This is a genomic window from Xanthobacter sp. SG618, assembly GCF_012932745.1.
GTDB lineage: Bacteria > Pseudomonadota > Alphaproteobacteria > Rhizobiales > Xanthobacteraceae > Xanthobacter > Xanthobacter flavus.
This window is the reverse complement of the sequence record NZ_JABBHL010000006.1, coordinates 41,608-58,903: the sequence shown is the minus strand read 5'-3', so window position 1 is coordinate 58,903 and position 17,296 is coordinate 41,608. Positions and strand designations below refer to the sequence as shown.

The following is a 17,296-nucleotide window of genomic DNA, read 5'->3' as shown; positions in this document are numbered from 1 at the left end:
AGCGTGCGGAGGCGAGGGCATGGAACCGGGGTTCTGGCAGGCGCGGTGGGAGACGAAGCAGATCGGCTTTCACGAGGGAAAGCCCAATACCTATCTGGTGAAGCACCTGCCCCGCCTCGACCTCGCGCCCGGCGCGCGCCTCTTCCTGCCTTTGTGCGGCAAGACGCGGGACATTGCCTACCTGCTGGGGCAGGGCTTCGCCGTGGCCGGCGCGGAATTGAGCCGCATCGCGGTGGACGAGCTGTTCGCCGAGCTGGACGTGGTGCCCGAGATCACCGAGGCCGGCGACCTCCTGCGCTTCCACGCGCCCGGCCTCGACATCTTCCAGGGCGACATCTTCGCCCTCACCGCCGAGACCCTCGGCCCGGTGGATGCCGTCTATGACCGCGCCGCCCTGATCGCTTTGCCGCCCGACATGCGGCCGCGCTATGCCGCCCATGTCAGGGCCATCACCGGGGCGGTTCCGCAACTGGTGGTCACCCTCGTGTATGATCAGTCCCTCGTCGGGGGCCCGCCCTTCTCCGTGCCTGCGTCAGAGGTCCATGCGCTGCATGATGCCGGCTATCAGGTGACGCAGCTCGATGCCGTCACCCGCCCCGACGCCCTCAAGGGCCAGTGGGAAGCGACCGAAGAGGCGCATCTGCTGGCGCGGCGCTGACGGATATCGCGTCCCGGACGGCTAGAGCCGCGTCCAGACCGTCTTGAGGTCGGAATACTTCTCCAGCGCGTGCAGGGACTTGTCGCGCCCGAAGCCGGACTGCTTCACGCCGCCGAAGGGCGTGGTGATGTCGTCGGCGTCGAAGCAGTTCACATAGACGATGCCGGCCTTGAAGCGCCGCGCTACCTTGTGGGCGGCGGCAAGGTCGGCGCTCCAGACGGAGGCGCCGAGGCCGTAGATGGTGCCGTTGGCGATTTCCACGGCCTCGTCCAGCCCGTCGAAGCCGATCACCGACAGCACGGGGCCGAAGATCTCGTTCTGCGCCAGCGCGGAGGACGGCGCCACGTCGTCAAACACGGTGGGCGCCACGAAGGCGCCACCGGTTTCCGTGCGCACGGCCGTGCCGCCCGTCACCAGCCGTGCCCCGCTCGCGCCGCCGGCCTGGATCGCGGAGAGGATGCGGCCCTGATGCTCGCGGCTCACCACAGCGCCGGCCGGCGCGTCAGGGTCGAGCGGATCGCCCGGCATCCAGCGCGGGGCAAGCGCGGCGACGCGCTCCACCAGCTCAGCGCGGATGCGGTTGTCCACCAGCAGCCGTGAGGCCGCCGTGCACATCTCGCCCTGATTGAAGAAGATGCCACCGGCCACCGCCTCGGCCACGGCGCCGAGGTCCTTCACGTCGTGCGCCACCACGAAGGCGGTCTTGCCGCCCAGTTCGAGGGCCACGCGCTTGATGTTGCTCTCGGCCGAATAGCGCAGGAAATAGCGGCCGACTTCGGTGGAGCCGGTGAAGGCGATGGCGTCCACGTCCATGTGGAGCCCCAGTGCCTTGCCGGCCTCGACACCGAGCCCCGGCACCACGTTGAACACCCCGTCGGGGATACCGGCCTCCGCAGCCAGCTCGGCGAGGCGCAGCGCGGTGAGCGGGCTCTCCTCAGCCGGCTTCAGCACCACGGAATTGCCCATGGCGAGGGCCGGCGCCACCTTCCAGGCGGCCATGATCATGGGGAAGTTCCACGGTGTGACGCAGCCGACGATGCCCAGCGGCTCGCGCAGCACCAAAGCGAGGTTGTCGTCGGTGGTGGGCGCGACCTCGCCGTAGATCTTGTCGCAGCACTCCCCGTAATAGGCGAAGCAGTCGGCCGCCGCGCGCACGTCGATGGCGCGGGCGTCCGAGATGGGCTTGCCCATGTTCAGCGTCTCGGTGAGGGCCAGTTCGTCCCGGTGGGTGCGGATGAGCTCGGCGAAGCGCAGCAAGGCGCGCTTGCGCTCCAGCGGGCGCTGGCCGGCCCAGCGGCGATCCTCGAAGGCGCGGCGCGCGGCCTTCACCGCCCGGTCCACATCCTCCGCATCGCAGGCCGCGACCTCGGCGATGGCATGGCCGGTGGCGGGGTTGACGGCGCTGAAGGTGCGGCCCGATGCAGCCGGCACGAAGGCTCCGTCGATGAAGGCCTCAGTCCGGAAGGGGGGATGATCCGCCGACACCCGTTCCACCGCCGCCATGATGCTCGCTCCACTGCCAGACCCGGCCCGCGCCAGACCTGCGGCACCCTCGCGCGCCGTAACGGGAGCCGTCAAGGTGGGGGCGGTGGGCGCCTAGCCCCGCTCGGGCGGGCCGCTCTCCCCGTCCTCGTCCTCCTCGGGACGGCCGGGAATTGCATAGCTGCCGGATAGCCAGCGGTTGAGGTCCACGTCCGCGCAGCGCTTGGAGCAGAAGGGCTTGTAGCGCTCCACCGGCGGCTTGCCGCAGATGGGGCACGGACGAGCGGCGGGGATGGGTTTGGCGGGGGTATCCGCGCTCACGCCGCGCGCTCCACCCAGCCGGCGCGCACGTCGTAGCCCTGGCCGGTCAGCAGGCCGAGGGTTTCCGAAAGCGGCAGCCCCACCACGTTGGTGTAGGAGCCCACCAGCTTCACGACGAAGCCCCCGGCGATGCCCTGGATGGCATAGCCGCCTGCTTTCCCGCGCCACTCGCCGCAGGCGAGGTAATCGTTGATCTCGTCGCGCGAGAGCCTCTTGAAGCGCACCCGGGTCTCCACGAGGCGGGTGGCCGTGCGGCCGCGCGGATCGATGAGGCAGACGCCGGTATAGACCCGATGGGTGCGGCCGGAGAGCAGGCGCAGGCACGCCTCCGCCTCGTCCACCAGATCGGGCTTGGGCAGGATGCGCCGGCCCACCGCCACCACCGTGTCGGCGGCGAGCACCAGCGCGTTCATCTCGGCATCCTTGGCCCGGCCGGCCACCAGCTTCGCCTTCTCCTGCGAGAGGCGCTGGGCAAGGCGGCGGGGCAGCTCGCCGCGCTCGGGCGTCTCGTCCACGTCGGCGGGCATGAGGAGGTCCGGATCAATACCGGCCTGGTTCAGCAGCGCGAGGCGGCGGGGAGAGCCGGAGGCAAGGACGAGCTTCACCTGATCGTTCACGGAGCAAATTCCTCCCGGGCCGACCCGCGCCGGCCCCTGTCTGGTCCGTGGTCTAGCGGAATTGGCCGGGCCTGTGAACGCCGATCAACTGGCCGTGATGGCTCCGGCCCCTGTAACCGCCCGCAGCCGCGCCCCGAAAAGCCCAATGTCGGCCACGCGCAGCCGATCCAGGGAAGAAGGACGCCATCATGTTCACCCGCCGTTTCACCCTCGCCTTCGCGATCGCCCTTCCGCTTGCCGCGGCGGCCTTGGCCGGCGCATCCGCCCTCGCCGGCACCGAGCACGGCGCCACCGCACAATCCTCCACCGCCCATGCCGCCTACACGCCGGCGGCCTTCGCCGACGCGCAGAAGGCGGGCAAGCCCATCCTGGTGGAGATCCATGCCGGCTGGTGTCCGGTGTGCGCGGCCCAGGCGCCCATTCTCGGCGAGCTGCTCGCGACCCCCAAATTCAAGGACATGGTGGTGTTCCGCGTCGATTTCGACAGCCAGAAGGACGTGGTGAAGGCCTTCGGCGCCCGCTCCCAGAGCACCCTCATCGTCTACAAGGGCAAGACCGAGGAAGGCCGTTCCGTGGGCGATACCGCCAAGCCGTCCATCGAGGCGCTGCTGGCCAAGGGCGTCTGAGGCGGCCATGGCCCTCGGCAGCCTCGGCCTCGCCTTCCTCGCCGGCGTGCTCTCCATCCTGTCGCCCTGCGTGGTGCCGCTGCTGCCTTTGGTGCTCGGCGCGGCAGCGGCCGAGCACCGCCTCGCCCCGCTGGCGCTGGCGGTGGGGGTGACGCTCTCCTTCACCGTCATCGGCCTGTTCGTCGCCACCGTCGGCTACGCCATCGGGCTGGAAGGGGATGCCTTCCGAATGGTGGGCGCGGTGCTGATGATCGGCATCGGCGCGGTCCTCGCCGTGCCACCTTTGCAGACGCGGCTCGCCACGGCGGGCGGACCGGTGAGCGACCTCGCCAGCCGGCACCTGTCCGGCTTCGCGACGGAGGGCGTGGGCGGCCAGTTCGCCGTCGGGCTGCTGCTCGGCGCGGTGTGGAGCCCCTGTGTCGGGCCGACGCTGGGCGCGGCCTCGGTGCTCGCCGCGCAGGGCCGCAACCTCGGCGAGGTGACGGCGGTGATGGGCCTGTTCGGCCTCGGCGCCGGCCTGCCGCTGGCGCTCGCCGGAAGCCTCTCCCGCCCGACGCTCATGCGCTGGCGGTCGCGGATGATCTCCGGCGGCAAGGGGGCGAAGGCGCTCATGGGTCTCGTGCTGGTGGTGGTCGGCCTGCTGATCGCCACCGGCGCCGACAAGCGGATCGAAGCGGCGCTGGTTCAGGTCTCCCCGGCCTGGCTCACCACGCTGACGACGCGGTTCTGACCTCCCGCAGGTCGTTCCCGCTTCGATCCAGAGACGGGCCGAACAGGGGCCGTCTCCCTCCGGCTGCAGGTGTCCTGCGCGTCCCGCAGGCTGCGGCCGGCGCCCGGTGGCGCACGCCTATCCCACGTGCGCCGCCGGGCTCTTCCTATGCCCAGGGGGTATGCCTCTTGCATGGGCGCGGGTGAAAAGGACCCGCGCGGCATGAAAACCTTTCTGGATTGGTCGGCTTACGACACCTACGGCATCGGCGACGCCTATTCCGGCATTCCCGCCACCGGCGGGAACTACGCCAAGGCCGTGGCCGTGTGCATGCACAGCCGCGATTGTCAGAATACCGGCAAGGGCGTGATGTGCCCGAGCTACCGCATCACCGGCGACCGCGCCCATTCCACCGAGGCCCGGGTCGCCGCCTTCAAGGCCGCGCTGAACGACGGCAGCGACGCCGCCGCCTTCGCCGATCCCCGGCTCGACGAGGCCATGGACCTGTGCGTGTCCTGCAAGGCCTGCAAGAAGGAATGCCCGAGCGCCGTGGACATGACGCTCATCAAGACCGAATATTTGGCGCAACGGCACGAGATCAAGGGCGTGCCCCTGCGCACCCGTCTCTTCGGCGGGGTGCCGGAATGGACCGGCCGCCGCCGCCGCCTGCTGCGCCTCGCCATCCTCCTGCGCAACCGCGTGCCGACCATGGCCCGCCTCGCCGAGCGTTTCCTCGGCATCACCGCGCGCCGCCCCATTCCGGAGCCCGCGCCCGTCGCCTATGTCGCGCCGCCCGCCGCGCCGCATCTGGCGGAGCGGGGCGACGTGATCCTGTTCGTGGATACCTTCTGCCACCATTTCGAGCCGGAGGTGGCGGAGGCCGCCCGTGAGGTGCTCACCTTCGCCGGATACCGCGTCCGCATCGCAAAGCCCGATCCCGCCGACGCGGAGCCCGACCGTCCCTTGTGCTGCGGCCGCACCTACCTCACCACCGGCATGGTGGAGAAGGCGCGCAGCGAGGGCCGGCGCGTGCTCGCCGCCTTCGAGGGCGAGATCGCCGCCGGCACGCCCATCATCGGCCTCGAACCCTCCTGCCTGCTCTCGCTGCGGGACGAGCTCTACAGCCTCGGCCTCGGCCCGAAGATCGGCGCGCTGGGCAAGCAGCTCTATCTGTTCGAGGAATTCCTCGCCCGCGAGCACCAGAACCGGGGGCTGCGACTGAAGCTCAAGGCGCTTTCCGGTGCGAAGGCGGTGCTGCACGGCCACTGCCACCAGAAGGCGTTCGGGGTGATGAAGGCGACGCGCAAGGTGCTCTCCTTCATCCCCGGCTTCTCCTACGACGTCGTGGAGACGAGCTGCTGCGGCATGGCCGGCAGCTTCGGACTGGAGGCGGAGCATTATGATGCGTCCATGCAGATGGCCGAGATCGCCCTGCTGCCGGCCATGCGCGCCGCGCCGGACGACGCGCCGCTGATCGCCAACGGCTTTTCCTGCCGCCACCAGATCGAGCACGGGTCGGGCCGCAAGGCGCGCCACATCGCGCTGCTGATCCGGGATGCGCTGGATCGGGACTGAGGCACCACAAGAAGGCGCCCGGGAGCCACCACGGGGAAAAGCTTTATCGGCGACGCTGCGCCAGCTATCTATGGGGGAACCGTCGTCGGCCCGATGCATCGGCCTCAGTGCGAGCGCCCCCATGAACGCCATCACCTCGCTGAAGTCCTTCATCCTCGACCGGGTCGAGATGATCGGCGCCCCCTTCTATACCGACGCCCACCGCGTCTCGGTGCCCGAGGACGACCCCCACGATACCCTCGCCGCCGGCGCGGCGGAGGACCATGACCCCGCCGACGGGCAGTCCTTCGCCATCGATTATGTGGACCATGCGGGCAATATCAGCCACCGCCGCATCTCGGTATGGGCGGTGCAGCGCAATGTGGAGGGCGTGCCCATCCTCATCGCCAAATGCCACGAGCGGCAGGCGGCACGCGCCTTCCGGGTGGACCGCATCACCGGCGTGACCGACCTCGACGGGGCGAAGCGCGAGCCGCTGTCGCGCTTCTTCTACGAGACCTTCGGCTTCATCTGGCCCAAGGACGCGGAGGTGGTGGCCCCGGAGGAGCCCGAGGACCAGCGCTGGGACCGCATCCGCCTGGTCATCCGCAAGGCCGGCATCGCGCTCCTCGCCGCGCTGGCGCGGGCGGACCGCGAGATCGGCGCGGCGGAGGTGGAGGAGATGGTCTTCTTCTGCGAGCGCGCCTGCGCCGCCGAGGAAATCGACCTCACCGGCACCGAGCGCGAGCGCCTCGCCGCCTGGGTCGCCCGCCTGCGTCCGACGCCCGAGTCCGTGGAAAGCTCTCTCGACACCCTGTTCGAGAGCGGCACCGAGGCCATCGCCACCCTGCTCAAGGCCGGCATGCGCGTCATCAACGCCGACGGCACGCTGAAGGAAGCCGAGGCCGAGATGCTCGACGCCTTCTGCTATGCCCTCACCGGCCGGCACGTAAGATAGGCTTCACCAAAGCACAGGCGCGGCGGCACCATATGGCCGCGCCTGCGTTGTCCTCCGAAACCATCCGGAGGACACAATGACGTCTGCCCGCCCGATCCGCCTCTTCCGCCCTGCCCTTGCGGGGCTGTTCCTCGCGGGCGCGCTCCTGAGCGGCCCCGCGCTGGCGCAGCAGGCCGCCCCGGCCGATCCCGTTCCCCCGCGCCCCGCGCCCGCCACGGAAACGCCCGCGCCGGCCACATCCCCCGTCGTGTCGCCGCAGGTCGCGCCGCCTCTGGCCGCGCCCAAGCCGGAAGATGCGCTGAAGTCGCGGGCGGAACAGACCGTCACCGAGGAGGCGCTCAAGGACGCCGAAGCGCAGGCGCCCGGGGATGCCGAGCGCGCCGCCGCCTGCAAGGCCCATGCTCTGGCACGGCTCAAGGCAAACTCGCCCTCCGTCGATGACATCCTCATCGACATGGACGGCCTCACCATCGCAAAGGCCGACACCACCGTGGGGCAGGAGAAGATCACCGCCGTGCTGATGGGCGAGGCCTATATCAAGCGCGATCGCTCCGACAAGGCCCACCGCTTCCTTTGCCTCGTGGGCGAGAACGACAAGGTGGTGATGACCTTCTTCACCACACGGTAGGCGTCAGGTCTCGACGAGGCCCGTCGTATTGCCGGAAGCAACGGAATCCGTGCGGCCGTGCGGCTTGGCGAGATATTCGCTGGAGCGCATCTCGTGCAGGCGCGAGATGGTGCGGGCGAACTCGAAGGCCTCCGCCCCCTCGGTGCCGAGATAGAGCTGCTCCGGCTCGGCGGCCGCCGAGGCGATGAGCTTCACATTGGCATCGTAGAGCGTGTCGATCAGCGAGATGAAGCGCTTGGCCTCGTTGCGCTGGTCCGGCCCGAGAATGGGGATGTGCTCCAGCACGATGGTGTGGAAGAGGCGGGCGAGGCTGAGATAGTCCGGGTTCGGCCCCAGCGCCGCCTCGCACAGATTGGCGAAGGAGAAGCGCGCCGCGCCCTGCCCCATGGCGGGGATGACGAGCTTGCGGCCCTTCAGCAGCATCTCTCCCGGCCTGCCCCCGGTCGGTCCGGCGAGACGCCGCCACGCCGCCTCCACCGCCGCATCGGCGGCGGGGCCGAGGGGCGTGTGCCAGGTGCTCACGCCCTCCAGCTTCTCCATGCGGTAGTCGGTACGCGAATCGAGGGACATGACGCGCATGCGCTGCTCGATCTCCCCGATGAAGGGCAGGAACAACGCACGGTTGAGGCCTCCGGCATAGAGATCCTGCGGCGCGACGTTGGAGGTGGCCACCACCACCACGCCGTCGGCGAACAGCTTCTCGAACAGCCGGCCGAGGATCATGGCGTCGGCGATGTCGGTGACGTGGAATTCGTCAAAGCACAGCACCTTGGCCTCGTCGGCCAGCGCCTGCGCCACCGGGGCGATGGGGTCGGCGCTCTTGCGCTCGCCCTGCTTCTGCGCCTGCCGCTCGCGGAAGATGCGCTCGTGCACGTCGCCCATGAATTCGTGGAAATGCGCCCGGCGCTTGCCCTTGGCCGGCAGCGCATCAAGGAAGAGGTCCATGAGCATGGTCTTGCCGCGGCCGACCTTGCCATAGACATACATGCCCTTGGGCTGGACCGGGGCGCGGCGCTGAAACAGCCAGCCGAGCGCCGAGGATTTCTGCGCCAGCGCCCGCTGCCGCAATTCCAGCTCCAGCCGGGCGAATTCCTCCACCACTTCGGCCTGGGCCGGATCTTCCGAGATTTCCCCAGCGGCAAGCTTCGCCGCATAAAGCTCCGTGACCCGCGCCGTCGTCTCACCCGCCATGAACGTGTTCCCGTTCACCCGCCGTTCCCGGCGCCTTCACCTGCCGCGCCGCGGATCGGCGCTTGTGCACTGCCGCATCCGCTTAGAGCAGATTGGCGGAAAGTTGAAGCTCAGGGCGTCTCGGCGAGGGCCAGAGGATGGCCGGGCATGAGCTCGTAGGGCGCCTTCCACCCCGGCAAGGCGGCGATGCGCCCGGCCCAGCGGGCCAATGCGGGATAATCCTCCACCACCACGCCCGCCCGCTCGGGATAGTAGATGTAACCGGCGAGCGAGATGTCGGCGATGGTGGGCCGGTCTCCCCCGAGGAAGTCGGAAGCCTGCAGGTGCGCGTCCGCGACGGCATAGGCCGCCCTCGCGCGTGTCCTGAGGAAGGCGGTCAGCTCGTTCTCGCCCTCGCCACGCAGGCCCACCATGAAGCGCAGGGTGGCGAAGTAGGATGTGAACTTGTGGTTGTCGAAGAGGATCCAGCGCAACACCTCGCGCCGGCCGGCCTCGTCGTCGGGCAGGAAGCGGCCAGCCTGCTTCGCCAGATAGTCGAGGATCACGCCCGACTGGGACAGCTTCAGCTCCCCATCCACCAGCACCGGCACCTCGCCCATCTCGTTCACGTCGCGCTTGTAGGCCTCGGTGCGGGTTTCGCCGTTGAAATAGTCGACGAACCGGGCCTCCCAGGCGAGGCCGCACAGCTCCAGCATGAGGGCGGCACGATAGGCATTGCCCGACTGGGCGAAGCAGTAGAGTTTGAAGGGTGACACGCCGTCCGGTCTCCGTATTGACCACCAGAGCACACTATCCCCATCAGACCCGCCCCCGTCAGGCCCGCCTGCCAAAAGGCGACCGCGCTTAGGCCAAATTCTTTCGTCATCCACCGTCCCGCCCGACAGGAACAGCCGAGCCCGCACGATGGAACCCCTTGCCCCGCCCCGCCACCGTCCGCGCGAGCCGTTCGCCCGCCGCGTGAAGCGCTGGCTGGCCGATCACGATCCCGGCGGCATCGACACCACCCGCGCGCTGGCGCTGGGCATCTCCTTCGTCATCGTCATCGTCACGGGCTATGCCACCTCGGTGGGCTTCCGCTTGGGCATGGACACCACCTTCCCGATGATGGCCGGCTGCGCCGCGCTGGTGATGATCTCGTTCAATCCCGGCGCCAGCGTCGCCGCCGAAGGGCGCACCATGCTGCGCCTGTTCGGCGTCTCCGTCGTCTTCCTCGCGCTCCTCACCGCCATCGGCCCCGGCAACGGCGCGGCCAACGACATGGTGCAGAAGCTGCTGCTGATCCCGCTGTCCTTCATCGCCCTCGCCTTGCGGCGCAACGGCATGGACGGCCAGCGCCTCGGCCTCGCGCTGATCGTGGTGGCCACGGTGGGCACCATCATCCGCCCGACGCGGATGGAAGCCGCCATGCTGCTCATCGCCTTCTGCCAGGGGGCGCTGGTGGCGGCAGCGGTGCGCCTGTCGCCGTGGCGGCCGTCGGCGGTGAATGCCTTCGTGGACACCACCCTCGACATGCAGGGCGCGGTCGCCAGCTATCTGCGCGAGCTGTCGGCGGCCGTGCGCGAGAACCATCCCTTCCCCCCGGATGCCTCGGAGGTTCTGGAGCATCTGCGCGGGCGGGTATGGAACGCTCTCGCCAACGCCATCGCGGAAGACCCGGCCGCCCACTCCGACTTTGAGCAACTGCGCGTGCGCTTCTACCGGCTGCGGGTGGCAGTGCAGCTTCTCGCGGGCTGCGTTCCGAAGAACACGCCCGACACGGTGGACTGGCGCCAGCCCTTCGCCGCCGCCGCCGACCACATCGCCCGCCGGCTGGAGGCGGTGGACGTCTCCGACGTCCACGCGGAAGAGCGCTTCGAACGGGCGGTCGCGCAACTGCGCCACGTCGCCTTTTCGCCGGACCTGCCGGGCGAGGCGCGCTTCGCGCTGCTGCGGGCGCTCACGGCGTTCGACCGCCTCTCCATGGTGGTCACCGGCATCGCGGTGTCCGAGATGGCGCCTTTCCCGCCGCCCCATCCGGACGAGGAACCGGACGCCCTGCCCCCGTCGCCCAAGGCCATCCCACTCTTCGTGAAGGGGGCGGACGGCCGCCAGATCCTCTCCGCGCCTTACCGAGTGGCCTGCCAGGGGGCGGTGGCGACGGCCATCACCACCGCCTTCGACCTCCTCATCCATCTCGATCACGCCTATTGGGCGACGATGACGGTGATGTTCGTCATCGGCAACAGCGTGGGCGAGACCTACACGCGGGTGCGCTACCGCACGGTGGGCACTCTCATCGGCGTGGCCCTGGGCTTTGCCCTGTTCGTCGCGCTTGAGGGGCAGATCTGGGTCATGGCCGCCTTCTGCATGCTGGCGCAGATGATCGCCGTGGTGACCCAGAAGGACCGCTACGACATCGCCTCCGCCGCGGTGGGCCTCTCGGTGGTGCTGGGCCTCCACATCATCTCCGGGCTTGGGCCGGAGGGCATGATCGCCCGCGTCTACGAGACCGCCATCGGGGCGGCGGTGGCGCTCGCCGTGTCATTCATGGTGCTGCCGGTCTATCTCACCGATCAGGTCCGGCCCGAAGTGCGCGCGCTGCTCCGGCGCTGCCGCTCGGCCTTCGCCTCCTGGTGGCCGCATCCGGGCGAGACCACCAGCGTCGCCGCCCTGGTGCAGGACGTGCGCGGCCTTGGCCTGCGCCTGCCTCATCTCGGCGCCGAGCAGGTGTTCGGCCATTCGGCGGGAGACGTGGCCAACATCGTCTCCACACTCGACGTGCTCATCACCTATCTCGCCCTCATGGAGGACGTGGCCCACCGCCTCGCCGCCACGAACCCGTCGGAGCAACTGGTGACCGTGGTGGAGGCCGCCCGCTCGCGCACCCTCACCGCCTTCGAGGTGGTGCTCGGCCAGGCCGGCCCGGGCAGTGCCGATGCCGCCAATCCTGCGGTCGCGGCCGCCGTCTCCACCGTGCTCGGCCTCGCCGACGATGCCAAGCTGAGGGAGACGCTGCCGCTGGTGGCGGACTATCTCGCCTATTCGGAAGCGCTGCTGCGCCCCCTGCGCGAACTCAATGCGGGCCTGCGCGACAAGCCGTGGCGCAAGGAAGACATGATCGCTGCGGGCGCCGCCCCGACCACGCCCACGCCCTAGATCCAGCCTTGATCGCGGTCGACGTGGCTGTAGAAAAGAAATCGAGGTGACGGCCGAGCAGAATTGGATCGCGCCGACCATCACCCATGCGGGGGGGAAGATGAAGAGGGCTGGCGTTTTCAGTTTGGTGGCAGTGATGGCGCTTACGACCGCGGGACTGCATCTGGCCAACGCCCAGACGCCCGTCGATCTGGGCACGATCTGGAACGAGCAGGAGGCGGGATGGCAGGGCGTGTGGACGCGCGTCGGCCGGTCCAACACATTTCAGGCCGTCTGGACCAAAGACAATCGTGTTGTCCGCGCCAGTCTTCAGATGACCGTGAGTGGAAATGTCGTTTCGATCACGCGGGATGACACGTCTGGGCCCGGCGTTGGCAAGGCCGGCTGCGAATATACCGGAACCGTAAAGGGCAATATGATCGCTGGCGATTACAATTGCGCCTGGTCGAAAGCTGCGGGTAAGTGGAAGGCGACCATTTCGCGCTGACCCGTCATACGCGAGCCGTGTCTGGCGCCCGCTGCGGCTTTCTTTAACGACGGCAACCTTTAACGACGGCCGACGTTCAAATCAGCTGCATCCCCGTCGACACGCGCAACGGAGCGCTCCAAGGACGAGCCGGCGCGTTCTCCACTCTGGTTCAGAGGGCGGCTCACTGAGCGGGTTGATTCTAATCCGCTCAGATCGCGCTCTAGAGCGCGACCGGCTTGAAGTGCTTGGAGAGCTTCAGCCCCTGGCCCTGATAGTGGGAGCGCATGTCGGCGCCATAGAGCGTGTGGGGGCGCGCGGCCATGCGCTCGTAGACGAGGCGGCCCACCGTCTGCCCGTGCTCCAGAATGAACGGCACCTCGCGGGAGCGCACCTCCAGCACCGCCCGCGCACCGCGCCCACCGGCCGCCGGATTGCCGAAGCCGGGATCGAAGAAGCCGGCATAATGCACCCGGAACTCGCCCACCAGCGGATCGAACGGCACCATCTCCGCCGCATAGTCCGGCGGCACATGCACCGCCTCGCGGGAGGCGAGGATGTAGAAGGCGTCCGGGTCGAGCACGAGGCTGGCCGGCCGGTCCGGCCGCACATGGATGGGCTCCCAGAAGTCCGCCACGTCCAGCACGCCGGCCTGATCCACGTCGATCACGCCCGTATGCTTCTTGGCACGGAAGCCCATGAGCCCGCCCAGCGCGTCACCGGCGAGGTCCACGCCCAGCGCGATGCCGCCCGCCGCCACGTCCGGGCTCGCCGCATCCACGAGGCATTCGGCGGTCTGGAGGTTCAGAAGCTCCAGATCGGACAGCCGCGAGACGCCGCGCCGGAACCGCACCTGCGACAGGCGCGAGCCGGTGCGCACGAGGATGGGGAAGGTGCGCGGCGAGATTTCCAGATAGAGCGGGCCGTTATAACCCGCCGGGATGGTGTCGAAGGCGCGCGCGCCGTCGGTGATGACGCGCACGAACACGTCGAGCCGCCCGGTCGAGCTCTTCGGGTTGGCGGCGGCGGCCAGATCCGCCGGCAGCTTCAGCCGCTCGAACAGTTCCACCAGATAGACGCAGCCGGTTTCCAGCACCGCGCCCTTGGTGAGATCGAAATCGTGCAAGGCGAGGTCGCCGAGCCGTTCCTTCACCGAGACGCCGGCGCCCGGCAGGAAGCTCGCGCGCACCCGCCATGCGGTGCGGCCGAGGCGCAGGTCCAGGCTCGCCGGCTGGATCTGGTCGTCGTCCAGCGCCTTGCGGCAGGCGATGGCGCCGGACGCCTTCAGCGCCCCGATCGCCTCTGCGGGCAGGATGCCGGGCTTCAGATGCTCCGTGGCACGCACCGTCATATCCGCTTTCCCGTCCTTTTTGTTCGATTTACCGGACGGAGCCCTTGACGCCAAGGGGGCCCCGCTCTTTAGTGCGGCTGTGGAGAATTTGAGCCGGCCGGCTTGCAGCCACGTTAAACAACCATGCTAAAAGGCCGGGGAGACGACAAGGGAAGCCTCATCGGCGCGTCCGATGCTGCATGGCCCGGTCAGGTCCCCTCGGCCTCCCCTCGGAGACCGTCATGTCCGTGGCGCCAAAGCCCACCCCCCGGTTCGTTCCCCGCGATCCCCTTACACTCCACCCGGAAACACGGCTAGTCCATGGCGGGACGACGCGCTCTCCCTTCGGCGAGACCTCCGAGGCGCTCTTCCTGACGCAGGGCTTCGTCTATGACGACGCCGAAAGCTGCGAGGCCCGGTTCAAGGGCGAGGACCCCGGCTTCGTCTATTCGCGCTATTCCAACCCCACCACCGCCATGTTCGAGGAGCGCATGGCGCTGCTGGAAGGGGCGGAAGCGGCGCGGGCCACGGCGTCCGGCATGGCGGCGGTGAATGCCGCGCTGCTGTCTCAGCTTTCGGCCGGCGACCACGTGCTCGCCGCCCGCGCTTTGTTCGGCTCCTGCCGCTGGATCCTGGAGGACTTCCTCCCCCGCTTCGGCGTCGAGACCACGCTCATCGACGGCGGCGACCTTGAGGCCTGGAAGGCGGGTGTGAAGCCCAACACCAAGATATTCTTCCTGGAAAGCCCCACCAACCCGACGCTGGACCTCATCGACATCGCCGCGGTGGCAGAGATCGCCCACGCGGCCGGCGCGCGGCTCGTGGTGGACAATGTGTTCGCCACCCCCCTGCTCCAGCACCCCTTCGAGCTTGGGGCAGACGTGGTGGTCTATTCCACCACCAAGCATGTGGACGGACAGGGCCGCTGCCTCGGCGGGGTGATCCTCTCCTCGAAGCAGTTCGTCACCGACCATCTCCAGACCTTCCTGCGCCAGACCGGCCCCTCCATCTCCCCCTTCAATGCGTGGATCATGCTGAAGGGGCTGGAGACGCTGGCCCTGCGCGTGGAGCGCATGCAGGCGAGCGCCGGCAAGGTGGCCGACGCCCTCGCCGCCCTGCCGGGCGTGGAGAAGGTGATCTATCCCGGCCGCGCCGATCATCCCCAGGCGGAGCTGGCGAAGCGGCAGATGAAGGGCGGCGGTACCCTCGTGACCTTCGTGGTAAAGGACGGCAAGGAGGGCGCCTTCCGCTTCGCCAATGCCCTGCGGCTCATCCGCATCTCCAACAATCTGGGCGATGCGAAGAGCCTCATCACTCACCCCGCCACCACCACGCACCAGCGATTCACGCCGGAGACGCGGGCGGAGATGGGCATTTCCGACGGGCTCCTGCGCCTCTCGGTGGGCCTCGAGCACGCCGACGACCTGATCGCCGACCTCGCCGGTGCCGCAGAAGCCTTGTGATTGCTGGCGGCGCAGCGCGCGGGTTGCCGCGCTGCACCACGCCCTGTTGCGCGCGGGCGACAACGCGGGTTCACTGTGCGCCGCGGGGGCATTTTCTCCCGCGGTGTGAGGAGCTAGAGCGGGTATGTACCGCGCCATCACTCGGAATATTCAGGTGACTGCGACGCCGCGTTATGTGGCGGAGCGGTCTGAGCCCGACCAGGGCCGTCATTTTTGGGCCTATACGATCGAGGTGGCCAATTTGGGCCAGGAGACAGTGCAGCTCAAGGCGCGCCACTGGATCATCACCGATGCCAACGGCCGCACCGAGGAGGTGCACGGCGCTGGCGTCGTCGGGGAGGAGCCGACCCTGCCGCCCGGCGGCCGGTTCGAATACACCAGCGGGGTGCCGCTCAACACGGCCACCGGCATCATCCGCGGACGCTACGAGATGGTCACCGACACCGGCGAGCCCTTCTCCATCGAGATCCCGGCCTTCTCGCTGGACGTGCCGGACGTGCGCCGCGTCCTCAACTGACCTGATGCATCCGCCCGGCACCGGCCGGGCGGGACGATTTCAGCTTTAGCCTTTCAGCTTTAGGTTTTTTTGGCCCCTGTCCTTTATTGACGTTGCAGCGAACCGGGCGAGAGGGGAGATCATGCACGCGGGCATTCCCACCGTGGAGGCCGAGGCCGTATCGGTCCTCAGCCTGCGCCCGGTCGCGGCCACGCTCGGCATCCTGCTCGCCATCCTCGGCGCCGCCATGCTGGCGCCGGCCGTGGCCGATTTCGCTGCCCGCGCCAACAGCCGGGAGACGTTCGCGGGCGCCGCCTTCGTCGGCTCGGCCGCCGTCACCATCTTCGTCGGCGTCCTCCTGTGGATGACCGGACGCGGCCAGCTCACCCGCAAGCTCGACCTGCGCCAGGCCTTCGTGCTCACCACCTCGGTCTGGGTGGTGCTCTCGGTGTTTGCCGCCCTGCCGCTGATGTGGGGGTCTTCGCGCCTCTCCTTTACGCGGGCCATGTTCGAGAGCATGTCCGGCCTCACCACCACCGGCGCCAGCGTCATGTCGGGGCTCGATGCCATGTCGCCGGGCATCCTGCTATGGCGGGCTCTGCTGCACTGGTTCGGCGGCATCGGCATCATCGCCATCGCCATCGCCGTGCTGCCGGTGCTGTCCATCGGCGGGATGCAGCTGTTCCGCACCGAATCCTCGGACAAGTCCGACAAGTTCCTGCCCCGCGCCGGCAGCATCGCCAAGCGCCTGCTCCAGGCCTATGTGCTGCTCACCGTCATCTGCGCCGGGTGCTATCTGGCGGCGGGCCTCAAGCCGTTCGATGCGGTGACGCTCGCCATGTCCACTTTGTCGAGCGGCGGCTTCGCCAATTCGGATTCCTCGCTCTCGGTGTTCGCCAGCCCGGCGGTGGACTATGTGGCCATCGTCTTCATGCTCGCCGCGGCGCTGCCCTTCCCGCTCTATGTGCGGGCGCTGTCGGGGGATACGAGCCGGCTGTTCACCAACCCCGAGGTGCGGGTCTTCCTCGCCATCGTCGCGGCGTTCACATTGCTGTCCTTCGCCCAGCAGAGCCTGCAGGGCATCGCCAGCGGCGAGACGGCGCTGCGGAACGCGCTGTTCACGGTCAGCTCGCTCATCTCCACCACCGGCTTCATGTCCGCGGACTACACGAACTGGGGTCCGTTCTCGGATTCCCTCTTCTTCGTGCTGATGTTTCTCGGCGGCTGCACCGGCTCCACCTCGGGCGGCCTGAAGGCGCTGCGGCTCGCCATCACCGCCAAGGCCATCCGCCAGCACCTGAAGCGCATCTCGTTCCGGGCCGGCATCTTCCCCATCCGCTATGGCGGGGCGCCGGTGGCAGACGACGTGGTGGGCTCGGTGCTCTCCTTCGTCTTCCTCTATCTCCTCACCTTCTTCCTGGTGGGCGTCGCGCTCAACATGATGGGGCTCGATCTGCGCACCGCCTTCTCGGCGGCCATCGCCTGCCTCGCCAATGTGGGGCCGGGCCTCGGGCCGGTGGTGGGGCCCGCCTCCAATTTCGGCGGTCTGCCAGATCCCGCTTTGTGGCTGCTCACCGCCGCCATGATGCTGGGGCGGCTTGAGATCCTCACCGTGCTGGTCCTGTTCATGCCGCGCTTCTGGGTGCGCTGAGGCGCCCGCTC

Annotated in this window: 17 protein-coding genes and 1 riboswitch; of the genes, 11 read left to right on the top strand and 6 right to left on the bottom strand. The window is 68.9% G+C overall.

The window, feature by feature from the left end; all coding sequences use genetic code 11:
* Nucleotides 1–19: 19 nt before the first annotated feature.
* Complete coding sequence (tmpT, locus tag FHT36_RS16595) at nt 20–658, top strand: thiopurine S-methyltransferase (protein ID WP_169123613.1); 639 nt, start codon at nt 20–22, stop codon at nt 656–658.
* Between the two features lie 21 nt (nt 659–679).
* On the opposite strand, the gene FHT36_RS16590 is transcribed toward tmpT, so the two are convergent.
* The 3 genes from FHT36_RS16590 to FHT36_RS16580 form a co-directional block, all read right to left on the bottom strand.
* Nucleotides 680–2,161: an aldehyde dehydrogenase gene (locus FHT36_RS16590; RefSeq protein WP_169123612.1), complete on the bottom strand. Its 1,482-nt coding sequence runs from the start codon at nt 2,159–2,161 to the stop codon at nt 680–682.
* A 93-nt stretch (nt 2,162–2,254) separates the two neighbouring features.
* Nucleotides 2,255–2,461: a DNA gyrase inhibitor YacG gene (gene yacG / locus FHT36_RS16585; RefSeq protein WP_168462442.1), complete on the bottom strand. Its 207-nt coding sequence runs from the start codon at nt 2,459–2,461 to the stop codon at nt 2,255–2,257.
* A complete protein-coding gene (locus FHT36_RS16580; RefSeq protein ID WP_169123611.1) occupies nt 2,458–3,078 on the bottom strand; it encodes a Maf-like protein in 621 nt (206 codons plus the stop codon). The genes yacG and FHT36_RS16580 overlap by 4 nt, the downstream gene beginning before the upstream one ends.
* A 188-nt stretch (nt 3,079–3,266) precedes the next feature.
* Here FHT36_RS16580 and FHT36_RS16575 point away from each other — a divergent pair, with 188 nt between their 5' ends.
* From FHT36_RS16575 to FHT36_RS16555, 5 genes are all read left to right on the top strand, one after another.
* Complete coding sequence (locus FHT36_RS16575; RefSeq protein ID WP_169123610.1) at nt 3,267–3,704, top strand: thioredoxin family protein; 438 nt, start codon at nt 3,267–3,269, stop codon at nt 3,702–3,704.
* Nucleotides 3,705–3,711: 7 nt separating this feature from the next.
* Nucleotides 3,712–4,434 (top strand): cytochrome c biogenesis CcdA family protein, encoded by a 723-nt coding sequence (locus tag FHT36_RS16570; protein ID WP_169123609.1) that lies wholly within the window; start codon nt 3,712–3,714, stop codon nt 4,432–4,434.
* A 201-nt stretch (nt 4,435–4,635) separates the two neighbouring features.
* Nucleotides 4,636–5,988: a (Fe-S)-binding protein gene (locus FHT36_RS16565; RefSeq protein ID WP_169123608.1), complete on the top strand. Its 1,353-nt coding sequence runs from the start codon at nt 4,636–4,638 to the stop codon at nt 5,986–5,988.
* Between the two features lie 121 nt (nt 5,989–6,109).
* Complete coding sequence (locus FHT36_RS16560; protein WP_169123607.1) at nt 6,110–6,925, top strand: WYL domain-containing protein; 816 nt, start codon at nt 6,110–6,112, stop codon at nt 6,923–6,925.
* A gap of 76 nt (nt 6,926–7,001) precedes the next feature.
* Nucleotides 7,002–7,553, top strand: coding sequence for a hypothetical protein (locus FHT36_RS16555; protein WP_210257817.1), 552 nt, complete (start codon nt 7,002–7,004; stop codon nt 7,551–7,553).
* A 3-nt stretch (nt 7,554–7,556) separates the two neighbouring features.
* On the opposite strand, the gene zapE is transcribed toward FHT36_RS16555, so the two are convergent.
* On the bottom strand, nt 7,557–8,744 hold the full coding sequence (gene zapE / locus FHT36_RS16550) for a cell division protein ZapE (RefSeq protein ID WP_169123606.1): 1,188 nt from the start codon (nt 8,742–8,744) through the stop codon (nt 7,557–7,559).
* 110 nt (nt 8,745–8,854) lie between these two features.
* Nucleotides 8,855–9,499, bottom strand: a complete 645-nt coding sequence (locus tag FHT36_RS16545; protein WP_169123605.1) for a glutathione S-transferase — start codon at nt 9,497–9,499, stop codon at nt 8,855–8,857.
* A gap of 148 nt (nt 9,500–9,647) precedes the next feature.
* Between FHT36_RS16545 and FHT36_RS16540 the strand changes: the two genes are divergently transcribed.
* Nucleotides 9,648–11,879, top strand: a complete 2,232-nt coding sequence (locus FHT36_RS16540) for an FUSC family protein (protein ID WP_169123604.1) — start codon at nt 9,648–9,650, stop codon at nt 11,877–11,879.
* 46 nt (nt 11,880–11,925) lie between these two features.
* Entirely contained in the window at nt 11,926–12,366 is a 441-nt protein-coding gene (locus tag FHT36_RS16535; protein ID WP_169123603.1) for a hypothetical protein, read from the top strand.
* Nucleotides 12,367–12,568: 202 nt separating this feature from the next.
* Here FHT36_RS16535 and FHT36_RS16530 read toward each other — a convergent pair whose 3' ends face one another.
* Nucleotides 12,569–13,696 (bottom strand): 2'-deoxycytidine 5'-triphosphate deaminase, encoded by a 1,128-nt coding sequence (locus FHT36_RS16530; protein ID WP_169123602.1) that lies wholly within the window; start codon nt 13,694–13,696, stop codon nt 12,569–12,571.
* A 69-nt stretch (nt 13,697–13,765) separates the two neighbouring features.
* Nucleotides 13,766–13,846: riboswitch (SAM riboswitch) on the top strand.
* A 71-nt stretch (nt 13,847–13,917) separates the two neighbouring features.
* Here FHT36_RS16530 and FHT36_RS16525 point away from each other — a divergent pair.
* From FHT36_RS16525 to FHT36_RS16515, 3 genes are all read left to right on the top strand, one after another.
* Nucleotides 13,918–15,138 (top strand): O-succinylhomoserine sulfhydrylase, encoded by a 1,221-nt coding sequence (locus tag FHT36_RS16525; RefSeq protein ID WP_169123601.1) that lies wholly within the window; start codon nt 13,918–13,920, stop codon nt 15,136–15,138.
* A 124-nt stretch (nt 15,139–15,262) separates the two neighbouring features.
* Nucleotides 15,263–15,655 (top strand): Co2+/Mg2+ efflux protein ApaG, encoded by a 393-nt coding sequence (apaG, locus tag FHT36_RS16520; protein WP_169123600.1) that lies wholly within the window; start codon nt 15,263–15,265, stop codon nt 15,653–15,655.
* Between the two features lie 121 nt (nt 15,656–15,776).
* Nucleotides 15,777–17,285 carry a TrkH family potassium uptake protein gene (locus FHT36_RS16515; protein ID WP_169123599.1) on the top strand — a complete coding sequence of 503 codons (1,509 nt, stop codon included), beginning with the start codon at nt 15,777–15,779 and terminating at the stop codon, nt 17,283–17,285.
* Nucleotides 17,286–17,296: the final 11 nt, after the last annotated feature.